This window comes from Mycolicibacterium sp. XJ662, assembly GCF_053484035.1.
Genome location: NZ_JBEFTL010000002.1, coordinates 136,599 through 153,800, shown reverse-complemented (window position 1 = coordinate 153,800; position 17,202 = coordinate 136,599). Strand labels below are relative to the sequence as shown.

The 17,202-nt window shown below is 66.9% G+C and carries 17 protein-coding genes; 9 read left to right on the top strand and 8 right to left on the bottom strand.

Features of this window, described 5'->3' with window-relative positions; all coding sequences use genetic code 11:
• The first annotated feature begins 11 nt into the window (after positions 1 to 11).
• Together ahcY and ABQE93_RS07990 are read left to right on the top strand one after the other, a co-directional pair.
• Positions 12 to 1,481, top strand: a complete 1,470-nt coding sequence (gene ahcY / locus ABQE93_RS07995) for an adenosylhomocysteinase (protein ID WP_448407069.1) — start codon at positions 12 to 14, stop codon at positions 1,479 to 1,481.
• Positions 1,482 to 1,522: 41 nt separating this feature from the next.
• Positions 1,523 to 2,683 carry an alpha/beta hydrolase family protein gene (locus ABQE93_RS07990; RefSeq protein ID WP_448407070.1) on the top strand — a complete coding sequence of 387 codons (1,161 nt, stop codon included), beginning with the start codon at positions 1,523 to 1,525 and terminating at the stop codon, positions 2,681 to 2,683.
• On the opposite strand, the gene ABQE93_RS07985 is transcribed toward ABQE93_RS07990, so the two are convergent.
• Both ABQE93_RS07985 and ABQE93_RS07980 read right to left on the bottom strand, forming a co-directional pair.
• The gene (locus tag ABQE93_RS07985; RefSeq protein ID WP_448407071.1) at positions 2,684 to 3,202 is read right to left on the bottom strand and encodes a DUF421 domain-containing protein; all 519 of its coding nucleotides are present in this window, start codon (positions 3,200 to 3,202) and stop codon (positions 2,684 to 2,686) included.
• Positions 3,203 to 3,271: 69 nt separating this feature from the next.
• Positions 3,272 to 3,652 (bottom strand): SHOCT domain-containing protein, encoded by a 381-nt coding sequence (locus ABQE93_RS07980; RefSeq protein WP_448407072.1) that lies wholly within the window; start codon positions 3,650 to 3,652, stop codon positions 3,272 to 3,274.
• Between the two features lie 138 nt (positions 3,653 to 3,790).
• Here ABQE93_RS07980 and ABQE93_RS07975 point away from each other — a divergent pair, with 138 nt between their 5' ends.
• From ABQE93_RS07975 to ABQE93_RS07965, 3 genes are read left to right on the top strand one after another with little or no spacing between them, the layout of a single operon-like run.
• Complete coding sequence (locus ABQE93_RS07975) at positions 3,791 to 4,420, top strand: DedA family protein (protein WP_448407073.1); 630 nt, start codon at positions 3,791 to 3,793, stop codon at positions 4,418 to 4,420.
• A 49-nt stretch (positions 4,421 to 4,469) separates the two neighbouring features.
• Entirely contained in the window at positions 4,470 to 6,122 is a 1,653-nt protein-coding gene (gene ggt, locus ABQE93_RS07970) for a gamma-glutamyltransferase (protein ID WP_448407074.1), read from the top strand.
• 24 nt (positions 6,123 to 6,146) lie between these two features.
• Positions 6,147 to 7,043, top strand: coding sequence for an LLM class flavin-dependent oxidoreductase (locus ABQE93_RS07965; protein WP_448407075.1), 897 nt, complete (start codon positions 6,147 to 6,149; stop codon positions 7,041 to 7,043).
• 10 nt (positions 7,044 to 7,053) lie between these two features.
• Here the strand turns inward: ABQE93_RS07965 and ftsH are convergent, their stop codons facing one another.
• From ftsH to ABQE93_RS07945, 4 genes are all read right to left on the bottom strand, one after another.
• Positions 7,054 to 9,027 (bottom strand): ATP-dependent zinc metalloprotease FtsH, encoded by a 1,974-nt coding sequence (ftsH, locus tag ABQE93_RS07960; protein WP_448407076.1) that lies wholly within the window; start codon positions 9,025 to 9,027, stop codon positions 7,054 to 7,056.
• 46 nt (positions 9,028 to 9,073) lie between these two features.
• Positions 9,074 to 9,700: a trimeric intracellular cation channel family protein gene (locus ABQE93_RS07955; protein WP_448407077.1), complete on the bottom strand. Its 627-nt coding sequence runs from the start codon at positions 9,698 to 9,700 to the stop codon at positions 9,074 to 9,076.
• A 41-nt stretch (positions 9,701 to 9,741) separates the two neighbouring features.
• Complete coding sequence (locus ABQE93_RS07950; protein WP_448407078.1) at positions 9,742 to 10,491, bottom strand: SPW repeat domain-containing protein; 750 nt, start codon at positions 10,489 to 10,491, stop codon at positions 9,742 to 9,744.
• Between the two features lie 81 nt (positions 10,492 to 10,572).
• Positions 10,573 to 11,037, bottom strand: a complete 465-nt coding sequence (locus ABQE93_RS07945; protein ID WP_448407079.1) for a YflT domain-containing protein — start codon at positions 11,035 to 11,037, stop codon at positions 10,573 to 10,575.
• A gap of 88 nt (positions 11,038 to 11,125) precedes the next feature.
• Here ABQE93_RS07945 and ABQE93_RS07940 point away from each other — a divergent pair, with 88 nt between their 5' ends.
• A complete protein-coding gene (locus ABQE93_RS07940; RefSeq protein WP_448407080.1) occupies positions 11,126 to 11,602 on the top strand; it encodes a MarR family winged helix-turn-helix transcriptional regulator in 477 nt (158 codons plus the stop codon).
• Positions 11,603 to 11,720: 118 nt separating this feature from the next.
• Positions 11,721 to 14,519 (top strand): aconitate hydratase, encoded by a 2,799-nt coding sequence (acnA, locus tag ABQE93_RS07935; protein WP_448407081.1) that lies wholly within the window; start codon positions 11,721 to 11,723, stop codon positions 14,517 to 14,519.
• Between the two features lie 2 nt (positions 14,520 to 14,521).
• Here the strand turns inward: acnA and ABQE93_RS07930 are convergent, their stop codons facing one another.
• A complete protein-coding gene (locus ABQE93_RS07930; RefSeq protein WP_448407082.1) occupies positions 14,522 to 14,890 on the bottom strand; it encodes a heme-binding protein in 369 nt (122 codons plus the stop codon).
• 110 nt (positions 14,891 to 15,000) lie between these two features.
• Positions 15,001 to 15,687: a DUF899 domain-containing protein gene (locus ABQE93_RS07925; RefSeq protein WP_448407083.1), complete on the bottom strand. Its 687-nt coding sequence runs from the start codon at positions 15,685 to 15,687 to the stop codon at positions 15,001 to 15,003.
• A 93-nt stretch (positions 15,688 to 15,780) separates the two neighbouring features.
• Between ABQE93_RS07925 and ABQE93_RS07920 the strand changes: the two genes are divergently transcribed.
• Complete coding sequence (locus ABQE93_RS07920) at positions 15,781 to 16,413, top strand: dTMP kinase (RefSeq protein ID WP_448407084.1); 633 nt, start codon at positions 15,781 to 15,783, stop codon at positions 16,411 to 16,413.
• Between the two features lie 69 nt (positions 16,414 to 16,482).
• Entirely contained in the window at positions 16,483 to 17,169 is a 687-nt protein-coding gene (mtrA, locus tag ABQE93_RS07915; RefSeq protein WP_448393113.1) for a two-component system response regulator MtrA, read from the top strand.
• Positions 17,170 to 17,202 lie beyond the last annotated feature (33 nt).

The following is a 17,202-nucleotide window of genomic DNA, read 5'->3' as shown; positions in this document are numbered from 1 at the left end:
AAGAGAGCTCCATGACGACGACTGAACAGCGGCTGACCCCCGACGTCCGCAACGGCATCGACTACAAGGTGGCCGATCTGTCCCTTGCTGAATTCGGTCGCAAGGAGATCGGGCTCGCCGAACACGAGATGCCCGGGTTGATGGCGTTGCGCCGCGAGTACGCCGATGTGGCGCCGCTCAAGGGTGCGCGCATCTCAGGGTCGCTGCACATGACCGTGCAGACCGCGGTGCTCATCGAGACGCTGACGGCGCTGGGCGCCGAAGTGCGCTGGGCGTCGTGCAACATCTTCTCCACCCAGGACCACGCCGCCGCCGCGGTCGTCGTCGGCCCGCACGGCACCCCGGAGGAGCCGCAGGGCACCCCGGTCTTCGCCTGGAAGGGCGAGACGCTCGAGGAGTACTGGTGGGCCGCCGAGCAGATGCTCACGTGGCCGGGCGAGCCGGCCAACATGATCCTCGACGACGGCGGCGACGCCACCATGCTGGTGCTGCGCGGCGCGCAGTACGAGAAGGCCGGTGTGGTGCCGCCCGCCGAGGACGACGATCCAGCCGAGTGGAAGGTCTTCCTGGCGCTGGTGCGGGAGCGCTTCGAAACCGAGAAGGACAAGTGGACCAAGATCGCCGAGGCGGTCAAGGGCGTCACCGAGGAGACGACGACGGGGGTGCTGCGGCTCTACCAGTTCGAGGCCGCGGGCGAGCTACCGTTCCCGGCGATCAACGTCAACGACTCGGTGACCAAGTCCAAGTTCGACAACAAGTACGGCACCCGGCACTCGCTGATCGACGGCATCAACCGCGGCACCGACGTGCTGATCGGCGGTAAGAAGGTGCTGATCTGCGGCTACGGCGACGTCGGCAAGGGCTGCGCGGAGTCGCTGGCCGGCCAGGGCGCGCGGGTGGCGGTCACCGAGATCGACCCGATCAACGCGCTGCAGGCGCTGATGGACGGGTTCGACGTGCGCACCGTCGAGGAGGGCATCGGCGAGGCCGACATCGTCATCACCGCGACCGGCAACAAAGACATCATCACGCTCGAGCACATGCGGGCGATGAAGGATCAGGCGATCCTGGGCAACATCGGCCACTTCGACAACGAGATCGACATGGCTGCGCTGGAACGCTCCGGGGCCAAGCGGATCAACATCAAGCCGCAGGTCGACCAGTGGGTGTTCGACGACGGCAAGTCGATCGTCGTGCTGTCCGAGGGGCGGCTGCTCAACCTGGGCAACGCGACCGGGCACCCCTCGTTCGTGATGAGCAACAGCTTCTCCAACCAGGTGATCGCCCAGATCGAACTGTGGACCAAGAACGACGAGTACGACAACGCGGTGTACCGGCTGGCCAAGCATCTCGACGAGAAGGTCGCACGCATTCACGTTGAGGCGCTAGGTGGTTCGCTGACCAAGCTCACCAAGGAGCAGGCCGAGTACATCAACGTCGACGTCGAGGGGCCCTACAAGCCGGAGCACTACCGATACTGATCGCCATCGGCGGCGGGCGAGGCCGTCTCGCGCTCACGGCCTTGCTGTTGGCCGCTGCGCTGCTGGTTGCGCCGGTGCCGGGCGCCGCTGCGGCGGCACCGGACTGGTCCGGCCTCGACGCGCGCCATTACGACGGGCCGATCCCGTTGGATGCCACGTTGATTCGATCGGTACCGCTGAATCCCGCGCTGGCGGTGCGGGGTTCGGCGGATGCTTATCGGATCCTGTACTCGACCGTCGACCAGCACGGCGACCCCGCGGTGGGCACAGCTGCGGTGTTCATGCCGCACGGTGAGCCACCGCAGGGCGGATGGCCGGTGATCGCGTGGGCGCACGGCACCGTGGGGTTGGGCGATGACTGCACACCGTCTGCGCTGCCGCGCAGCCCACGCGACGACGAGTACCTGACGCACTGGCTCGACCAGGGCTATGCGGTGGTGGCCCCCGACTACGTCGGTTTGGGGACACCGGGTTTGATGAGCTACCTCAACAGCGTGCCCACCGCCCACGGTGTCATCGATTCGGTGATCGCCGCGCACCAGATGGACCTGCCGCTGGCACCGAAGTGGGCCATCGTCGGCCAGTCCCAGGGCGGCGGTGCGGCGGTCAACAGTGCCCGGTGGGCCACCGAGTTCAGCGACGGCAGCGGGCTGGACTACCGCGGTGTGGTGGCCACCGGAACCCCCGCCAACATCGAACGGGTGGTCAAACTGGCCGCGCCGGATATGAAGTTGCCTGCGGAACTCGGCCCGGCCGCCAACAGCTACGCCGCCTACATCCTCGCGGCCTTCCGGGAAGCGCGTCCCGACATCGACATCAACTCGGTGCTCACCCCGGCCGGACGCGACGCCGCCGCCAAGGCCGCGACGATGTGTAAACCGCAACTGGACCGCGAGCTGACGGGGATGACGCCTGCGGAGTTCTTCAGCGCGCCGGTGCTGTCGCTGCCGGGGATCTCCGAGGCGCTCGACGCCTACATGGGCACACCGGACCGCGGCTATGACCGGCCGATCTTTCTCGGGGTCGGGTTGTTGGATCGTGATGTGCCGCCCCAGTCGACGCTGACGTTCTACGACCAGTTGGTGGCCAACCACCAGAACGTCGAGTTGCGGGTCTATCCGGACCAGGACCACGGCGGCACCGTGCTGGCGGCACTGCCGGATTCGACGCCGTTTCTGAAAGCGGTGTTCGCCCAGCCGTGATCACATTTCGGGCCGTTCGACCGGCCCGTTCTCCTCGCCGTCGCGGGTGAGCACGCTGATCATTCCGTTCGGTTCGAGATAGGCCTGCTGCACGCGGGACAGGTCGTGGATGCCGTGCAGTCGCAGTTGCGATTCGACCTCTTCGCGGCTCATGAACTCCCGATGCATCGTGTGCCGATTGAGTTCGCCCTCGCGGATCAACGGTTTGGGGCGTGCCTTCACAAGGCGGGAGAAAACCGGAAACCGGTAGGACACTGCGTCGACGACGACGCTCCAGAACAGGATCGTCACGATGACGACGAAGCTGTCGGCCACCGTCGAGTCCTGGGTGTACAGCGCTGGGCCAGCGGCTTGGGCGACCAGCACGATGATCAGCACATCGGTGACCCCGAGGCCGCCGGACTCGCGCTGTCCGACGATGCGCATCAGGATCAACAGCGCGACAAACGTGACCGTGCCCCGCACGACGCCCTCGAGCATCGGCAGAGCCGGAATGAAGATCGACTCCCATTCAGGCATGCGCCACCTTCGGTCTGGCGTGGACGCCAGTGAATACCCTCTGCCGCAACTGCTAAACCGAAATGTGCTTCAGCGCAGGATCTTCGCCTTGATCAGATCGAATTCCTCCCGGGTGATGACCTCCGCGTCGAGCAACCGTTTCGCGTCAGCGATCTCCTGCACCGGGGTGCGGCCAGTCGCATCGAGATGCGTGTCGGTGCCAAGGTGTGCGGCGCGCGCTTCGGTCCGCGCGCGGACCGCCATGTCTTTACCTCGAACGACCAGATACACCAACGCCGTCAAATACGGCAGCACGACAAGGAAAACGACCCACAACGCCTTGATCCAGCCCGACGTCTCGTGATCGCGGACGAAAAGATCAACGAGGATGTTGAAGAGGATGAGCAGGTATGCGATGAAAAGGAATATCAGCACCGCTGTCCAAAAGACCTGCCAGATATCAGTCCACATAGCTACATTTCACCACTGTCGCAACGGACTTTCGCACCGAACCAGGGCCGCGGGGTAAATACCCTGCAGCGCAGCGTATATCGTCTGAGCTGCTTCCTTTTTTCACAGCTGCGGGTTTGTCGACGAGAAACGGCCACAATGTTCGATTCGGTGCTCGACGTACTGGGCGACGCGTGGTGGGCATATCCGCTGATCCTGCTGTTCTGCACGTTCGACGCCGTCGTTCCCGCGCTGCCCAGCGAGACCGCGATGATCACGGGAGGCATCCTCGCGGCCGACGGTCGAATGGCGCTGGGTGGCGTCATCGTGATGGCCTCCCTCGGGGCGTTTTTCGGTGACAACATCGCTTACTGGATCGGTCGCTCCGCCGAGGACTGGGCCCGCCGCTTTATCACCCGCGGGGCCAGAGGCAGGCGCAGCCTGCAGTGGGCGCAACGCGAGTTGGACCGACACGGAGGTCCGCTGCTGATCGTGGCGAGGTTCATCCCCGGCGGTCGCACCGCGACGACCGTCGCCTGCGGGGTGCTGCGCTTCCCGTACCGACAGTTCGTGGTGTTCGATGCCGTCGGCGCCGTGCTGTGGGGGACGATCAACACGCTGATCGGCTACCTGGGTGGACGCGCATTCGCCGACAACGCGCTCGCAGCCTTCGCGTTGTCGTTCGGCGTGGCGCTGGCGCTTGCCGGGCTCATCGAACTGGTGCGCTGGCTGCACAAGCGCCGGATGAGGTTTAGCGCCGACGCGGCGGGTAAAGAGGAGGCGGTATGACGCGAGCGACGCCTACCGCGCTGCGCTTCGTCGTTCTGGTGAGGCCGACATGACCAATCCGAACGGGCCCGCCACCGGGCGACCGCCCACCCGCGCCGAGCGCGGCATGGTCTCGACCCCGCACGTCCTTGCTTCGGGCGCCGGCCTGGCGACCCTGCGTCGCGGCGGCAGCGCCGTCGACGCCGCGATCGCCGCCAACGCGGCGCTGTGCGCGGTGTACCCGCACATGACCGGGCTGGGCGGGGATGCCTTCGCCCTCATCCAGCCACGCGGCGGACCAGTCGAGGCCCTGCACGCGTCTGGGCCCTCCGCGGCCAAGGCCACCCCCGAGTTCTACGCAAAGGCCGGGCATACCACCGAGATACCCAACCGCGGACCGCTTGCGGTGCTGACCGTGCCGGGTGCGGTGGACGGCTGGCGCCTCGCCCACGAGCGCCACGGTCGGCTGCCCTGGAGTGAATTATTCGTCGACGCAATCCATTACGCACGTACCGGCGCACCGGTGGCGCGCTCACTTGCGCGTTGGCTGCCACAGGACGCCGCGATGCTTCGGCAGGACCCCGGCGCGCACGACGTGTTCCTGCCCGGTGGGCGTATCCCCCGCGAAGGGGAACGGCTGGTCAACCCCGATCTCGCCGACGCCTTCGAGGTGCTGGCGCGCCACGGTGCCCGCGACGGGTTCTACGAGGGCCAGCTGGCGCAGAAACTGTGTGCCGGTGTTTCCGAATCACCTTTGGAACCAGACGATTTCGCCAGTTTCTCCGCGTCGTGGGTCGACCCCGCCCGGAGCACGTACCGCGGACTGACGCTGCTGGAGCTGCCGCCCAACACCCAGGGCTTCACCTCGCTGCAGACGCTGAACATTCTCGAGGACTTCGACGTCACCCGGTGGGGCGACATGTCCGCCGACTACGTGCACCATGCCGCCGAGGCGATCAAGCTGTCCTTCGCCGACCGCGACGCCTGGCTCACCGACCCCGAGCACCACGACATCCCGCTGGACCGGTTGGTCGACAAGGCATACGCCGACGAGCGCCGGCGGCTGATCGACACCGAATCGGCCATGGAGATGGGCGAGGTGCAAAGCGGCATCCCCGGTGGTTGGGCCGGCGCGCGCCCGGTGCCGGCAGGCGACACCATCTACCTGTGCACCGTCGACGAGGACGGCCTGGTGGTCTCGTTCATGCAGTCGATCTACCACGACTTCGGATCGGGTGTGGTCCCCGAGGGCACCGGGATCGTGATGCAGAACCGCGGATCGTTCTTCTCCCTCGACCCCGAACACCACAATCAGCTCGAGCCGGGCAAGCAGACGTTTCACACGTTGTGTCCCGCGCTGGTGCAGCGCGAGGACGGTTCACCGTATGCCGCGATCGGCACCATGGGCGGGGAGGGACAGCCGCAAACCAAGGTCGCCATGCTGACCCGCCTCGTCGATTTCGGCTACGACGTGCAGCAGGCCATCGAGGCCCCGCGCTGGCTGATGGGACGGACATGGGGCGCCGCCTCCCAGAACCTCTGGCTGGAGAGCCGCTTTCCCGATCCCGTGGTGCACGAACTGCAACGCCGCGGCCAACCGGTGCAGATGCTGCCTGCCTTCGACGAAGATGCCGGCCACGCGCAGGCGATCCGGGTGCATCCCGACGGCTTCTTGGAAGGCGGCGCCGACCCGCGCGGCGACGGTGCTGCGCTCGGCTACTGACCCCACGACCGCAACGGAGACGTAATGAGCGACTACGGCCACGACCTGCTCTTCGGTACCTTCGTCACCCCGGTCAACGACCCGCCGGCACAGGCCGTCGAACAGGCCGTCGCGGCCGACCGCGCGGGGCTGGACCTGGTGACCTACCAGGACCACCCGTACGTCGCCCGATTCCACGACGCCTGGACATTGATGTCCTACGCCGCCGCGCGCACCGAACGCGTTCGGCTCGCACTCAACGTCACCAACCTGCCGCTGCGGCCGCCGGCGGTGCTGGCCCGCGCCGTCGCCTCGCTGGACCTGCTCAGCGGCGGGCGCGTCGAACTCGGCATCGGCGCCGGCGCGTTCTGGGACGGCGTCGTCGCGATGGGCGGGCCCCGGCGCACCGCGGGGGAGTCGGTCGAGGCGCTGCAGGAAGCCGTCGCGGTGATCCGCGGCATCTGGGACGTCGACGACAGGCGCCCGCTGATGGTCGCGGGAAAGCACTACCGCATCGAGGGCGCCAAACGCGGTCCCGCTCCGGCGCACGACGTGGGCATCTGGGTGGGCGCCTACGGGCCGCGCATGCTGCGGTTGATCGGCCGCGACGCCGACGGCTGGGTGCCGTCGGTCCAGTACCTGCGTGGCGGCGTCGCCGACCTGGGCGACATGAACCGCCGCATCGACGACGCCGCAGCGGGCGCGGGGCGCGAACCCGGCGCGATCCGGCGTCTGCTCAACATCGGCGGCCGCTTCTCGGCGACCGGATCGGGGTTTCTGCAAGGCCCGCCCTCGCAGTGGGCCGAAGAACTCGCCGACGTCGCGCTGGGTTACGGCACCAGCGGGTTCATCCTCGCCTCCGACGACACCGAGACCACCGAGCGCTTCGCGGCCGAAGTCGCGCCGGCCGTGCGCGAACTCGTCGCAGCGGAGCGCGGCTGACCCGTCGGCGTCAGGCGTGGACGGCGGCGGCCTGCCTGTCGACACCCGCGGCCGCATACACCTGCTGTTCATCGAGCGTCTCGTGGACAAGCAGCTCCGCGACAATACTGTGCAACCGATCTCGGTTGGCGCGCAACATCTCTCGCGCCTCGGCGTAGCATTCGTCGATGAGCCGGCGGACTTCCTGGTCGACTGCGCCCAGCATCGAGTCGGAAACGCCTGCCATGCGCGGGTCACCCTCTCTGGGCAGCACCGCCACCGGGCCGATCCGTTCGGACATACCCCACCTGCCGACCATGCCGCGGGCCACGTTGGTGGCGGTCTCCAGATCGCTTTCGGAGCCGGTGGTCACCACGCCGTAGATCTCCTCCTCAGCCGCCATCCCGCCCAGCGCGCCGATGATGCGTCCGCGCAGATATTCGGCGGTGAACCCGTAGCGGTCCTCGTCGGGGGTGGACAGGGTGACGCCGAGCGCGTGACCGCGCGGGATGATCGACACCTTGCGCACCGGATCGGCGCCGGGTTGCAGCATGCCGAGCAGCGCGTGGCCGGCCTCGTGGTAGGCGGTGCGGCGGCGGTCCTCCTCGGGCAGCACGACGTGGCGGGCCGTACCGAGTTGCACCTTCTCGAGAGCGTCGAACAGATACCGGTCCGTCACGTGGGTGTGACCGTCGCGGGCGGCGGCCAGCGCCGCCTCGTTGACGAGGTTGGCCAGGTCCGCGCCGGTCATCCCCGGTGTCGCGGCGGCGAGACGGTCGAGGTCGACGTCGTCGGCCAGCGGCACGGAACGGGTGTGCACCCCAAGAATCGCGACGCGGCCCTTGCGGTCCGGTGGGTTGACGCTGACCTGGCGGTCGAACCGGCCCGGGCGCAGCAGCGCCGGATCGAGGATGTCGGGGCGGTTGGTCGCGGCGAGCACCACGACGCCCTCCGACCCGGTGAAGCCGTCCATCTCGGTCAGGATCTGGTTGAGGGTCTGCTCGCGTTCGTCGTGTCCGCCCACGCTGGCCGCGTTGCTGCGGGACCGCCCGATGGTGTCGATCTCGTCGATGAAGATGATCGACGGGGCAACCTTGCGGGCCTCTTCGAACAGCTCACGCACCCGGGATGCGCCGACGCCGACGATCATCTCGATGAACTCGGCACCGCTGGCCGAGAAGAACGGCACGTCGGCTTCGCCGGCAGTCGCCCTGGCAAGCAGCGTCTTGCCGGTGCCGGGCGGGCCGGTCAACAGCACGCCCTTGGGCACCTTCGCGCCGAGCTTGCGGTACTTCTCCGGATGTCGCAGATAATCGACGATCTCGTTGATCTCGGCCTTGACCTCCTCGATGCCCGCGACATCGTCGAAGGTCACCCGGACCGTTTCGGGGTCGACGGGCTTCTTCTTGCGGCTGCTCGCGCCGAACATCCCCGCACCGCCGCCCATCTTGCGGGCGCGCCGAAACAGCCAGAACCAGAATCCGAACAGCAGCAGGATCGGCGCGAAGGAGATCAGCAGGTTCCAGAAGATGCCCCGGTCTTGGGTCAGCGGTGTCGCCGACACCGTCGCGCCGCCTGCCTTCAGCTGCGTGAGCAGGTCGTCTTGGGCAAACGTCGGACGTTCGGTGGTGAACCGCTCGTAGGCTTTGTCGGTGTCGTCTTGGTCGGGGATCGGTTTGGGTTCCCGCAACGTGCCCTCGATGGTGTCGCCCTGTGAGAACACCTCGTCGACGTTGTGCTGCTCCACTTGTGCGGTGAATTCGGTGTAGGGCACCTTGGTCGGCTCGCCGAGCGAGTCCTGGAACGACAACATCCCGAACACCAGCAGATAGCCGAGCCCGAGGTAGATCAGTATCACCCACCAGCGGGGCCGCTGCCGACGACCGTCGGGATCCTCGTTCTGGTTCGGCAGCCCTTCGGTGCGCCACGGTTTCGGCGGTGCGTTGTTCGACGGCGCAGGCGGCTGTGCCTTGCGCGCGCCGTTCGTCTGCCGTGACTCGTTCATCTTCCTCCAAACAAGCGTCGTCGATGCGCCGTAGCCGGGGGAGTCGTCAACCCTGCCAAGGCGGTCGGGGAGCGTTGAGGTCGAACCGCACGCCGAGCATGCGGATCACAAAGCACACCGAGGCGGCGCCCAGCGTCGCCGCGATGTTCTGGTAGTCGAGGCTGTGCACCAGCGCAGCGCATCCGGCGCCCACCATCGCCGGTATCGCGTACAACTCGCTGCGGAACACGACGGGGACCTGACCGATTGCCATGTCGCGGATGGTTCCCCCGCCGACCGCGGTGATGGTGCCGACGACGACCGCTTGCACGACGCCGAAGCCGAGACCGAGGGCCTTATAGGAGGCGAGCACCGCGAACACACTCAGCCCGACCGCGTCGAGCACGGTGATCGGCATGGTGAACCGTTCGAGCGCCGGGCTCAGCACGAACGCGATCGCCCCGCCGCCGGCAGCGACGGCCAGGTAGCGCCAGTCCACGAACGTCGCGGGCGGAAGCGCGTCGAGGAGGACATCGCGGATCACACCACCGCCGAGTCCGGTGAGCATGCCGACAGTGACGACGCCGAAAATGTCGAGCCGGGTAGCCCGGACCGAGACCAGGGCGCCGTTGAGCGCGAACGCGAAGGTGCCGATGAGGTCGAGCGCCAGCAGAAGCGGCGTTTCGGTCGACATTTCAAGGTGTATACCCGAGGTCGGTACCGCGGCACAGGGCGTCAGCGTGCTTCGACGTTGCCGCGACCGGCGCGATCCGCAATAGCCGACTCGGTCGACAGGTAGCCACCCACGCCGAGTGCGGTGACGACGGCGCCGGCGATCCAAGCCGTCCAACCAGCAGCCTCACCGGTGAAACCGGCGACCCAAGGTGAGAGAAACAGAGCGAACCCGACGACGGCCAGTGTCAGATAATCGCGCGGCGCGTCCTCAGCGGCTAACACCCACACCGCGATCACCGCGGTCATGGCGCCCAATCCGATGGTGACGATGACGCCTACGGCCGAGGCCCGCAGCACAGTGGCGCCCAACACCGCGGTGACCAGTCCGGCCAGCAGCGCGGCCCTGCCGATCCAGTTCGAAAGGGGATGGCGCACAACCGAGTCCACCGCTTGCCCGCCGCCAACCAAGCCGTGCGGCGGTGTCGAGCGCAGCCAGCCCAGGCCGCCGAGCGTCATCGCGAGAAATCCCGCCACCCAGGCCGTCCACGCAGCACCGCGATCGCTGACGAACCCCTGGCCGAGGAACGGCAGGATGAACGTTGCCACGCCGACGACCAACAGCCCGAAGAAATCGGGCGCCCGGTTGTGGACCAGCAATGACAGCAGCGCGAAGAACGCGATGAACGCACCGAACCCGAATGTGAGGCCAGCGCCGACGCGCGTCTCGGTCACCACGAAGGAAGCCACCACGGCGGCGACCCCGACCGCCAACGCCAGACCGCTGACCCATACCCGTGCTGAATTCCTCACCATTCGTCCAATCCTTTTCTGTCGTTAATATGTGCCCACGCGGCAGACCATCGGTTCCCGTTGCTTGCCGGGCGATAGCCGTCAGAGCTCGTCGGCGATGCGGACGGCTTCGCCGAAGTACGGGGCGTCCACCTGCACGGTGTAACTCTTGGCGACAAGGCCGGAGATGCTGGAGAAGTCGCGAAGTCCGCCAGAGGTCCAGTGGGCGATGAAGCCGAGCACCGCACCAAAGAACGCGCCGATGAAACTGCTGCCCAACAGCGTCAGCAGCACGCCGGCCGGGACGAGGACAAAGAGGCTGAACAACATGCCGAACAGGAGACCGACTGCGGCGCCTGCGCCGGCGCCGAGCAGCGCGGCCTTGCCGTTGGTCATCCGCCCGGTCACTTGTTCGACGCTGTCAATGCCGTGTCCGACGATGCGCACCTGCTCGACCGGAAAATCTGCATCCGACAGTCCGTCCACGACGCGTTGGGCCTCTTCGTAGGTCGGGTACACGCCCAGCACCATCGACTCGAGCGGGCGGCTGTCAAAGGTGGTAGTCACTTTGCTCCTTTTCTGCATTAGTTGGTTGGTACTATCCAACTATAACAACTTGATCTGGGTATACCAACCAATAGCGAGGAGGATGTTCATGGAGGAGTCGGGAGACCGAGTCGTCTACGAGGCGATCAGACGGATCGCGCGGTGGTCCAACCGCCCCGACACCCGCGCGATGCTGCTCGGGCGGGCAGGGCAAGATCTGTCGCCGATTGACGTGGACCTGCTTCGCGCCATCTCGGCCAACGGTCCGGTGCGGATCTCGGACCTCGCGCAGTGGCAGGGCGTCGACAAGTCCACGATGTCTTCGCAGGTGCGCCGACTCGAACAGCGTGACCTCATCCGCCGTCGGCCGGATCCGGTCGACCAGCGCGCCGTACTGCTCACCGTGACCGCCAAGGGGCGCCGGACCTGTCAGCGCATGGACGTCGAAGGCACCGCCGTCATCTCGCGCGCGCTGGCGCACTGGCCCGAGAGCGACCGGCGAGACCTCGTCGCGCTTCTCGACCGGTTCGCCCTCGACCTCACATCACCGGGCGACACACTGGGGCGTGCCGCCTCTACCGCGTGACCGCGCCCAAACGACGGTGAGTCAGTCGGCGGCGAAACGGCCCGCGCCGATAGGTGGTTTTGGTCCTACGACAAGGGATACGTTGAGGGCACACGCCGTCTCTGGATAGGGGAGCGCCATGTCTGCCGACAGTTTCGGAACCCGGGATCGTCTCACCGTGGACGACAGCACGTACACGATCTATCGACTCGATCGCATCGAAGGTTCGGAACGTCTGCCGTACAGCCTGAAGGTGCTGCTGGAAAACCTGCTGCGCAACGAGGACGGCCGGTTGGTGACCGACGAGCAGATCAACGCGCTGGCAGCGTGGGACCCGACGGCCGAACACGGTCGCGAAATCGCCTACACCCCTGCGCGGGTGCTGATGCAGGACTTCACCGGGGTGCCGTGTGTGGTCGACCTGGTCGCCATGCGCGACGCCATCGCCGACCTCGGCGGCGACACACAACGCATCAACCCGTTGTGCCCCACGGAGTTGGTCATCGACCACTCGGTGATCGCCGACGTGTTCGGCCGCCCCGATGCGTTCCAGATCAACGCGGAGCTGGAGTTCGAGCGCAACGAAGAGCGCTATCAACTGCTGCGCTGGGCGCAGCAGGCTTTCGCCGACTTTTCCGTCGTACCGCCCAACACGGGGATCTGCCACCAGGTGAACTTGGAATACCTGGCACGGGTGGTGTTCACCGGGGAGGGCGACGACGGCCCGGTCGCCTACCCAGATACGTTGGTGGGCACCGACTCTCATACACCGATGGTCAACGGTCTCGGGGTGCTCGGTTGGGGCGTCGGCGGTATCGAGGCCGAGGCGGCGATGCTCGGCCAGCCGATGAGCATGCTCATCCCGCAAGTCGTCGGGTTGAAGCTCACCGGTGAGCTGCAACCCGGCACCACCGCTACGGACCTGGTACTCACCGTGGCCGAGTTGCTGCGGCGCACCGGGGTGGTCGGTAAGTTCGTCGACCTCTACGGGCCAGGTGTGGCCAACGTGCCGCTGGCCAACCGGGCCACGATCGGCAACATGAGCCCGGAGTACGGCTCGACCGCCACGATCTTTCCCGTCGACGGCGTCACCTTGGACTACATGCGGTTGACCGGCCGCTCGGAATCGCAGATCCGGCTGGTGGAGGCGTACGCCAAGGAACAAGGGCTGTGGCACGACCCCGACCACGAACCGGCGTATTCGCAAGCGATCGAGCTGGACCTCAGCACGGTCGAACCCTCGATCGCAGGTCCCAAGCGGCCGCAGGAACGCATTCCGCTGCGAGTCGCACCGGATGCGGTGGCCTCGTTGCTGGCCGGTACGCCGACCACCGCCGAAGCGCTCAGCGGCGTCGACCGGGCCTCCGCGCTGTCGTTCCCGGCCAGCGACCCCATCGCGGTCCGCACGAACTCACCGTCCGACCAGCCGCGTAAACCACGCGACTTCGGCACCGATAACGAATGGCCGTCCGCCCCGGTGTCGGTCGAGCTCGCCGACGGTAACCGCGCCGAGTTGGACAACGGGCACGTGGTGATCGCAGCGATCACCTCCTGCACCAACACCTCCAACCCGTCGGTGATGGTGGGCGCGGCGCTGCTGGCCAAGAAGGCCGTCGAACGGGGGCTGAGCCGCAAACCCTGGGTGAAGACCTCGTTGGCGCCGGGTTCGCGACTTGTCACCGACTACTACGACAAGGCCGGTCTCACAACGTATCTGGACAAACTCGGGTTCAATCTGGTCGGCTACGGCTGCACCACCTGCATCGGTAACTCCGGGCCGCTGATCCCCGAGGTGAGCAAGGCCGTCACCGACAACGACCTGACGGTGTGCTCGGTGTTGTCGGGCAACCGGAACTTCGAGGGCCGCATCCATCCCGAGTGCAAGATGAACTTCCTTGCCTCGCCGCCGCTCGTGGTTGCCTATGCGTTGGCGGGCAGCCTGCACGTGGATCTGTTGGAGGATCCGTTGGGCACCGGCACCGACGGGCAGCCGGTTTACCTGCGCGACATCTGGCCCACCGAGGCCGAGATCGCCGACGTCGTCGGCGCGCATCTGAAGGCCGAGATGTTCACGAAGTCCTACAGCGACGTGTTCACCGGCGACGAGCGTTGGCGCAACCTCGACGTCCCGAGCGGTGACACGTTCCAGTGGGCGCCCGAATCGACCTATGTGCGCCAACCGCCGTACTTCGAGGACATGACCGTCGAGCCTCAACCGGTGGCCGATATCACCGGCGCCCGGGTGCTGGCCAAGCTCGGTGACTCGGTCACCACCGACCACATCAGCCCGGCGGGGTCCATCAGCCCCGACTCTCCGGCCGGAAAGTACTTGTCGGAGCACGGAATCGAACGCAAGGACTTCAACTCGTACGGGTCGCGACGCGGCAACCACGAGGTGATGATCCGGGGCACGTTCGCCAATATCCGGCTACGCAACCAGTTGGCACCCGATACCGAGGGCGGCTGGACCCGCGACTTCAGCCAACCGGACGGGCCGGTCACCACGATCTACGACGCGTCGGTGAACTACGCGGCGGCCGGGACGCCGTTGGTGATCCTGGCAGGTCAGGAGTACGGCTCCGGTTCGTCCCGCGACTGGGCGGCCAAGGGCACGCTGCTGCTGGGTGTGCGGGCGGTGATCGCCGAATCCTACGAGCGCATCCACCGCTCGAATCTCATTGGCATGGGCGTACTTCCGCTGCAGTTCCCGGCGGGCCAGAACGCCGACTCGTTGAAGCTGACCGGCGAGGAGACGTTCGACATCACCGGTGTGACGGCGTTGTCGGATGGGATTCCCGACACCGTGCACGTGCGTGCGGGCGATGTGGAGTTCGACGCCGTGCTGCGCATCGACACCCCGGGTGAAGCCGACTACTACCGCCACGGCGGCATCATGCACTACGTGCTGCGGCGACTGCTGAACGGCGCCGATGGCTGACCCTACGGAGTCGACGGCGCGCCGCAGCGGTTCTTGAGGTCCTGCAGCGGCCGGCGGATGCCGGTCATCTCCGCCTTCTCCACGGGATGGTCTGCCAGATAACCCATTACGTGTTCGGCGACCTGTTCGCGCGAAAGGCCCGCCAGACCGCTCATGAAGCCGTTCAGGTCGGGATGGGTGAACAGATATGCCGAGGTCGACGCGTCGACACCGGCTTGGACCCACTGGAGGTCGGCGCTGGAACAGTTGGGCGGGTTGGCCGCGGGGTCGGGGGCGGCGTCGGCGAACGGCGAAAGGCCGAGCAGCGCGATGCCACCGGCAGCGCCGGCGAGTATCGCGAACGACAGTCGGGTTATGCGGTTATTGGGCATCGGGTGATCTCCTCGGGTTGGGCGCAGGTGTCAGTTTGAGGCGCAACCGATGGAGATGCGTGTGCTGCGAAGGCTTTTCACAGGAAACCCGCAGGCGCTCGGAAGGATTGCTAGGTGGGGTACTCGTCGCGTCTGCGCGGCCAGTCGGAGAAATCCGTGCCGCGGCCCCTGGGCGCCCGGTCCAGCAGTTGCCACGTCGCGTTCAGCGCTTCGGTGCCGCGGTCGTAGGTCGAATACGTGTGATAGACCACCCCGTCCTCCAGCGCGAAACAACTCAGCGCCATCAGCTCCATGACATCGAGCATGCTGGCGCCGCCGGGACCCGGGTCGCGCCGCGGCGTCGGGACGTGCATGTACTCGAAGAAGTCGGCGTCGAAGTCGTTGGCGCCCGACGACACCCACTCCACGTCCCAGCCCATCCGCCGTTTGTACGCGGTCAGCACCGGCAGTGGCGAGCGCGACGACAGCAGAAAGGTCACGTCCCGCTGGGCCAAGTGCGGCACCGCGCCGACAAGGTTGTCGGTTTCGAACGTGCAGCCCGGACAGCCCTCGGGAGTTTTCGGCCCGTGCATAAAGTGCCGCACGATCAGCTGGGAGCGCCCGTCGAACAGTTCGGCAAGCGTGCGCGGACCCGCCGTCGTGTCGAACACGTACTGCTTGTCGACCGGCACCCAGGGCAGTGCCTGACGTTCGGCGGCCAGCTCGGCGCCGCGCCGCGTCAGCTCCTTTTCATTGGCCAGCTGCCGTTCGTAGGCTGCCCGCCACTGTTGGCGCGTTCCGACCGCATGTGTCGTCATCGGGTCCTCTCTCTGGGGTCGATGGGTGCGATGAAATAGACCTGAGGTGGCGACCAAAATCATCGCGCGCGGCTGGCCGATACGCTCAGCCGCGTGATCATCGTGATCGAGGGTGTCGACGGTGCGGGCAAACGCACCTTGACCAACGGGCTGCGTACCGCGTTCGAGGGCGCGGGCAAGACGGTCGCCAGCCTCGACTTTCCCCGCTACGGCCGATCGGTGGAAGCCGACCTGGCTGCCGAGGCGCTGCACGGCGGCCACGGTGACCTCGCCGAATCGGCCTACGCGATGGCGGTGTTGTTCGCGTTGGACCGGGCGGCCGCCCGCGCCGAGATCGCCGAGCTGACCGCCGCCCACGACGTCGTCATCCTGGACCGCTATGTCGCGTCCAACGCCGCCTACAGCGCCGCGCGGCTGCACCAGGGCGTCCACGGCGACGTGGTCGCATGGGTGCGCGAGCTCGAATACGGGCGGCTCGGGTTGCCGGCGCCGGACTGGCAGGTACTGCTGGCCGTGCCGACCGAACTGGCCGCCGAACGCGCCGACAACCGCGCCCGCCAGGAGGCCGACCGCGCAAAAGACGCCTATGAGCGCGACGACGGGCTGCAACGGCGCACGGCGCAGGCCTACGCCGAACTCGCCGCGGCCGGCTGGTGCGGGCGGTGGCTGGTGGCCGGTCCCGACGTGGAACCGGGCGAACTGGCCCGCACTCTGCTCGCTCAGTGATCAATTCGGACCGGTCAACGCGCAAAACGCCCGCGTGGTACCCGGGCTTTATCGCGATTTGGTGACACCATGGACAACATGAGGCAAAGGATTCTGGTTGTCGACGACGATCCGTCGCTGGCCGAGATGCTCACCATCGTGCTGCGCGGAGAGGGATTCGACACCGCGGTCATCGGTGACGGCACGCAGGCGCTCACCGCGGTCCGTGAACTGCGGCCCGACCTGGTGCTGCTCGACTTGATGCTGCCCGGTATGAACGGTATCGACGTGTGCCGGGTGCTGCGTGCCGACTCCGGTGTGCCGATCGTGATGCTGACGGCCAAGACGGACACCGTCGACGTGGTGCTCGGCTTGGAGTCGGGTGCCGACGACTACGTCATGAAACCCTTCAAACCCAAGGAGCTCGTCGCCCGGGTGCGGGCGCGGTTGCGCCGCAACGAGGATGAGCCCGCCGAGATGCTCTCGATCGGCGATGTGGACATCGATGTGCCTGCCCACAAGGTCACCCGCCTTGGCGAGCAGATCTCGCTGACGCCGCTGGAGTTCGACCTGTTGGTGGCGTTGGCGCGTAAACCACGCCAGGTGTTTACTCGAGATGTGCTGCTCGAACAGGTGTGGGGTTACCGGCACCCCGCCGACACCCGTTTGGTGAACGTGCATGTCCAACGCTTGCGGGCCAAGGTCGAGAAGGACCCGGAGAACCCGCAAGTGGTGTTGACCGTTCGAGGAGTGGGGTACAAGGCCGGACCCCCGTGATCTTGACCGCTCGGCGGTCGCCGTGATTTTCAC

Bases quoted from the DNA above. Each gene is read 5' to 3' on its own strand.
- ahcY (WP_448407069.1), top strand. From the start codon at position 12: ATGACGACGACTGAACAGCGGCTGACCCCCGACGTCCGCAACGGCATC.
- ABQE93_RS07985 (WP_448407071.1), bottom strand. From the start codon at position 3,202: ATGCCTGAATGGGAGTCGATCTTCATTCCGGCTCTGCCGATGCTCGAG.
- ABQE93_RS07980 (WP_448407072.1), bottom strand. From the start codon at position 3,652: ATGTGGACTGATATCTGGCAGGTCTTTTGGACAGCGGTGCTGATATTC.
- ABQE93_RS07975 (WP_448407073.1), top strand. From the start codon at position 3,791: ATGTTCGATTCGGTGCTCGACGTACTGGGCGACGCGTGGTGGGCATAT.
- ggt (WP_448407074.1), top strand. From the start codon at position 4,470: ATGACCAATCCGAACGGGCCCGCCACCGGGCGACCGCCCACCCGCGCC.
- ABQE93_RS07965 (WP_448407075.1), top strand. From the start codon at position 6,147: ATGAGCGACTACGGCCACGACCTGCTCTTCGGTACCTTCGTCACCCCG.
- ftsH (WP_448407076.1), bottom strand. From the start codon at position 9,027: ATGAACGAGTCACGGCAGACGAACGGCGCGCGCAAGGCACAGCCGCCT.
- ABQE93_RS07955 (WP_448407077.1), bottom strand. From the start codon at position 9,700: ATGTCGACCGAAACGCCGCTTCTGCTGGCGCTCGACCTCATCGGCACC.
- ABQE93_RS07940 (WP_448407080.1), top strand. From the start codon at position 11,126: ATGGAGGAGTCGGGAGACCGAGTCGTCTACGAGGCGATCAGACGGATC.
- acnA (WP_448407081.1), top strand. From the start codon at position 11,721: ATGTCTGCCGACAGTTTCGGAACCCGGGATCGTCTCACCGTGGACGAC.
- ABQE93_RS07930 (WP_448407082.1), bottom strand. From the start codon at position 14,890: ATGCCCAATAACCGCATAACCCGACTGTCGTTCGCGATACTCGCCGGC.
- ABQE93_RS07925 (WP_448407083.1), bottom strand. From the start codon at position 15,687: ATGACGACACATGCGGTCGGAACGCGCCAACAGTGGCGGGCAGCCTAC.
- mtrA (WP_448393113.1), top strand. From the start codon at position 16,483: ATGGACAACATGAGGCAAAGGATTCTGGTTGTCGACGACGATCCGTCG.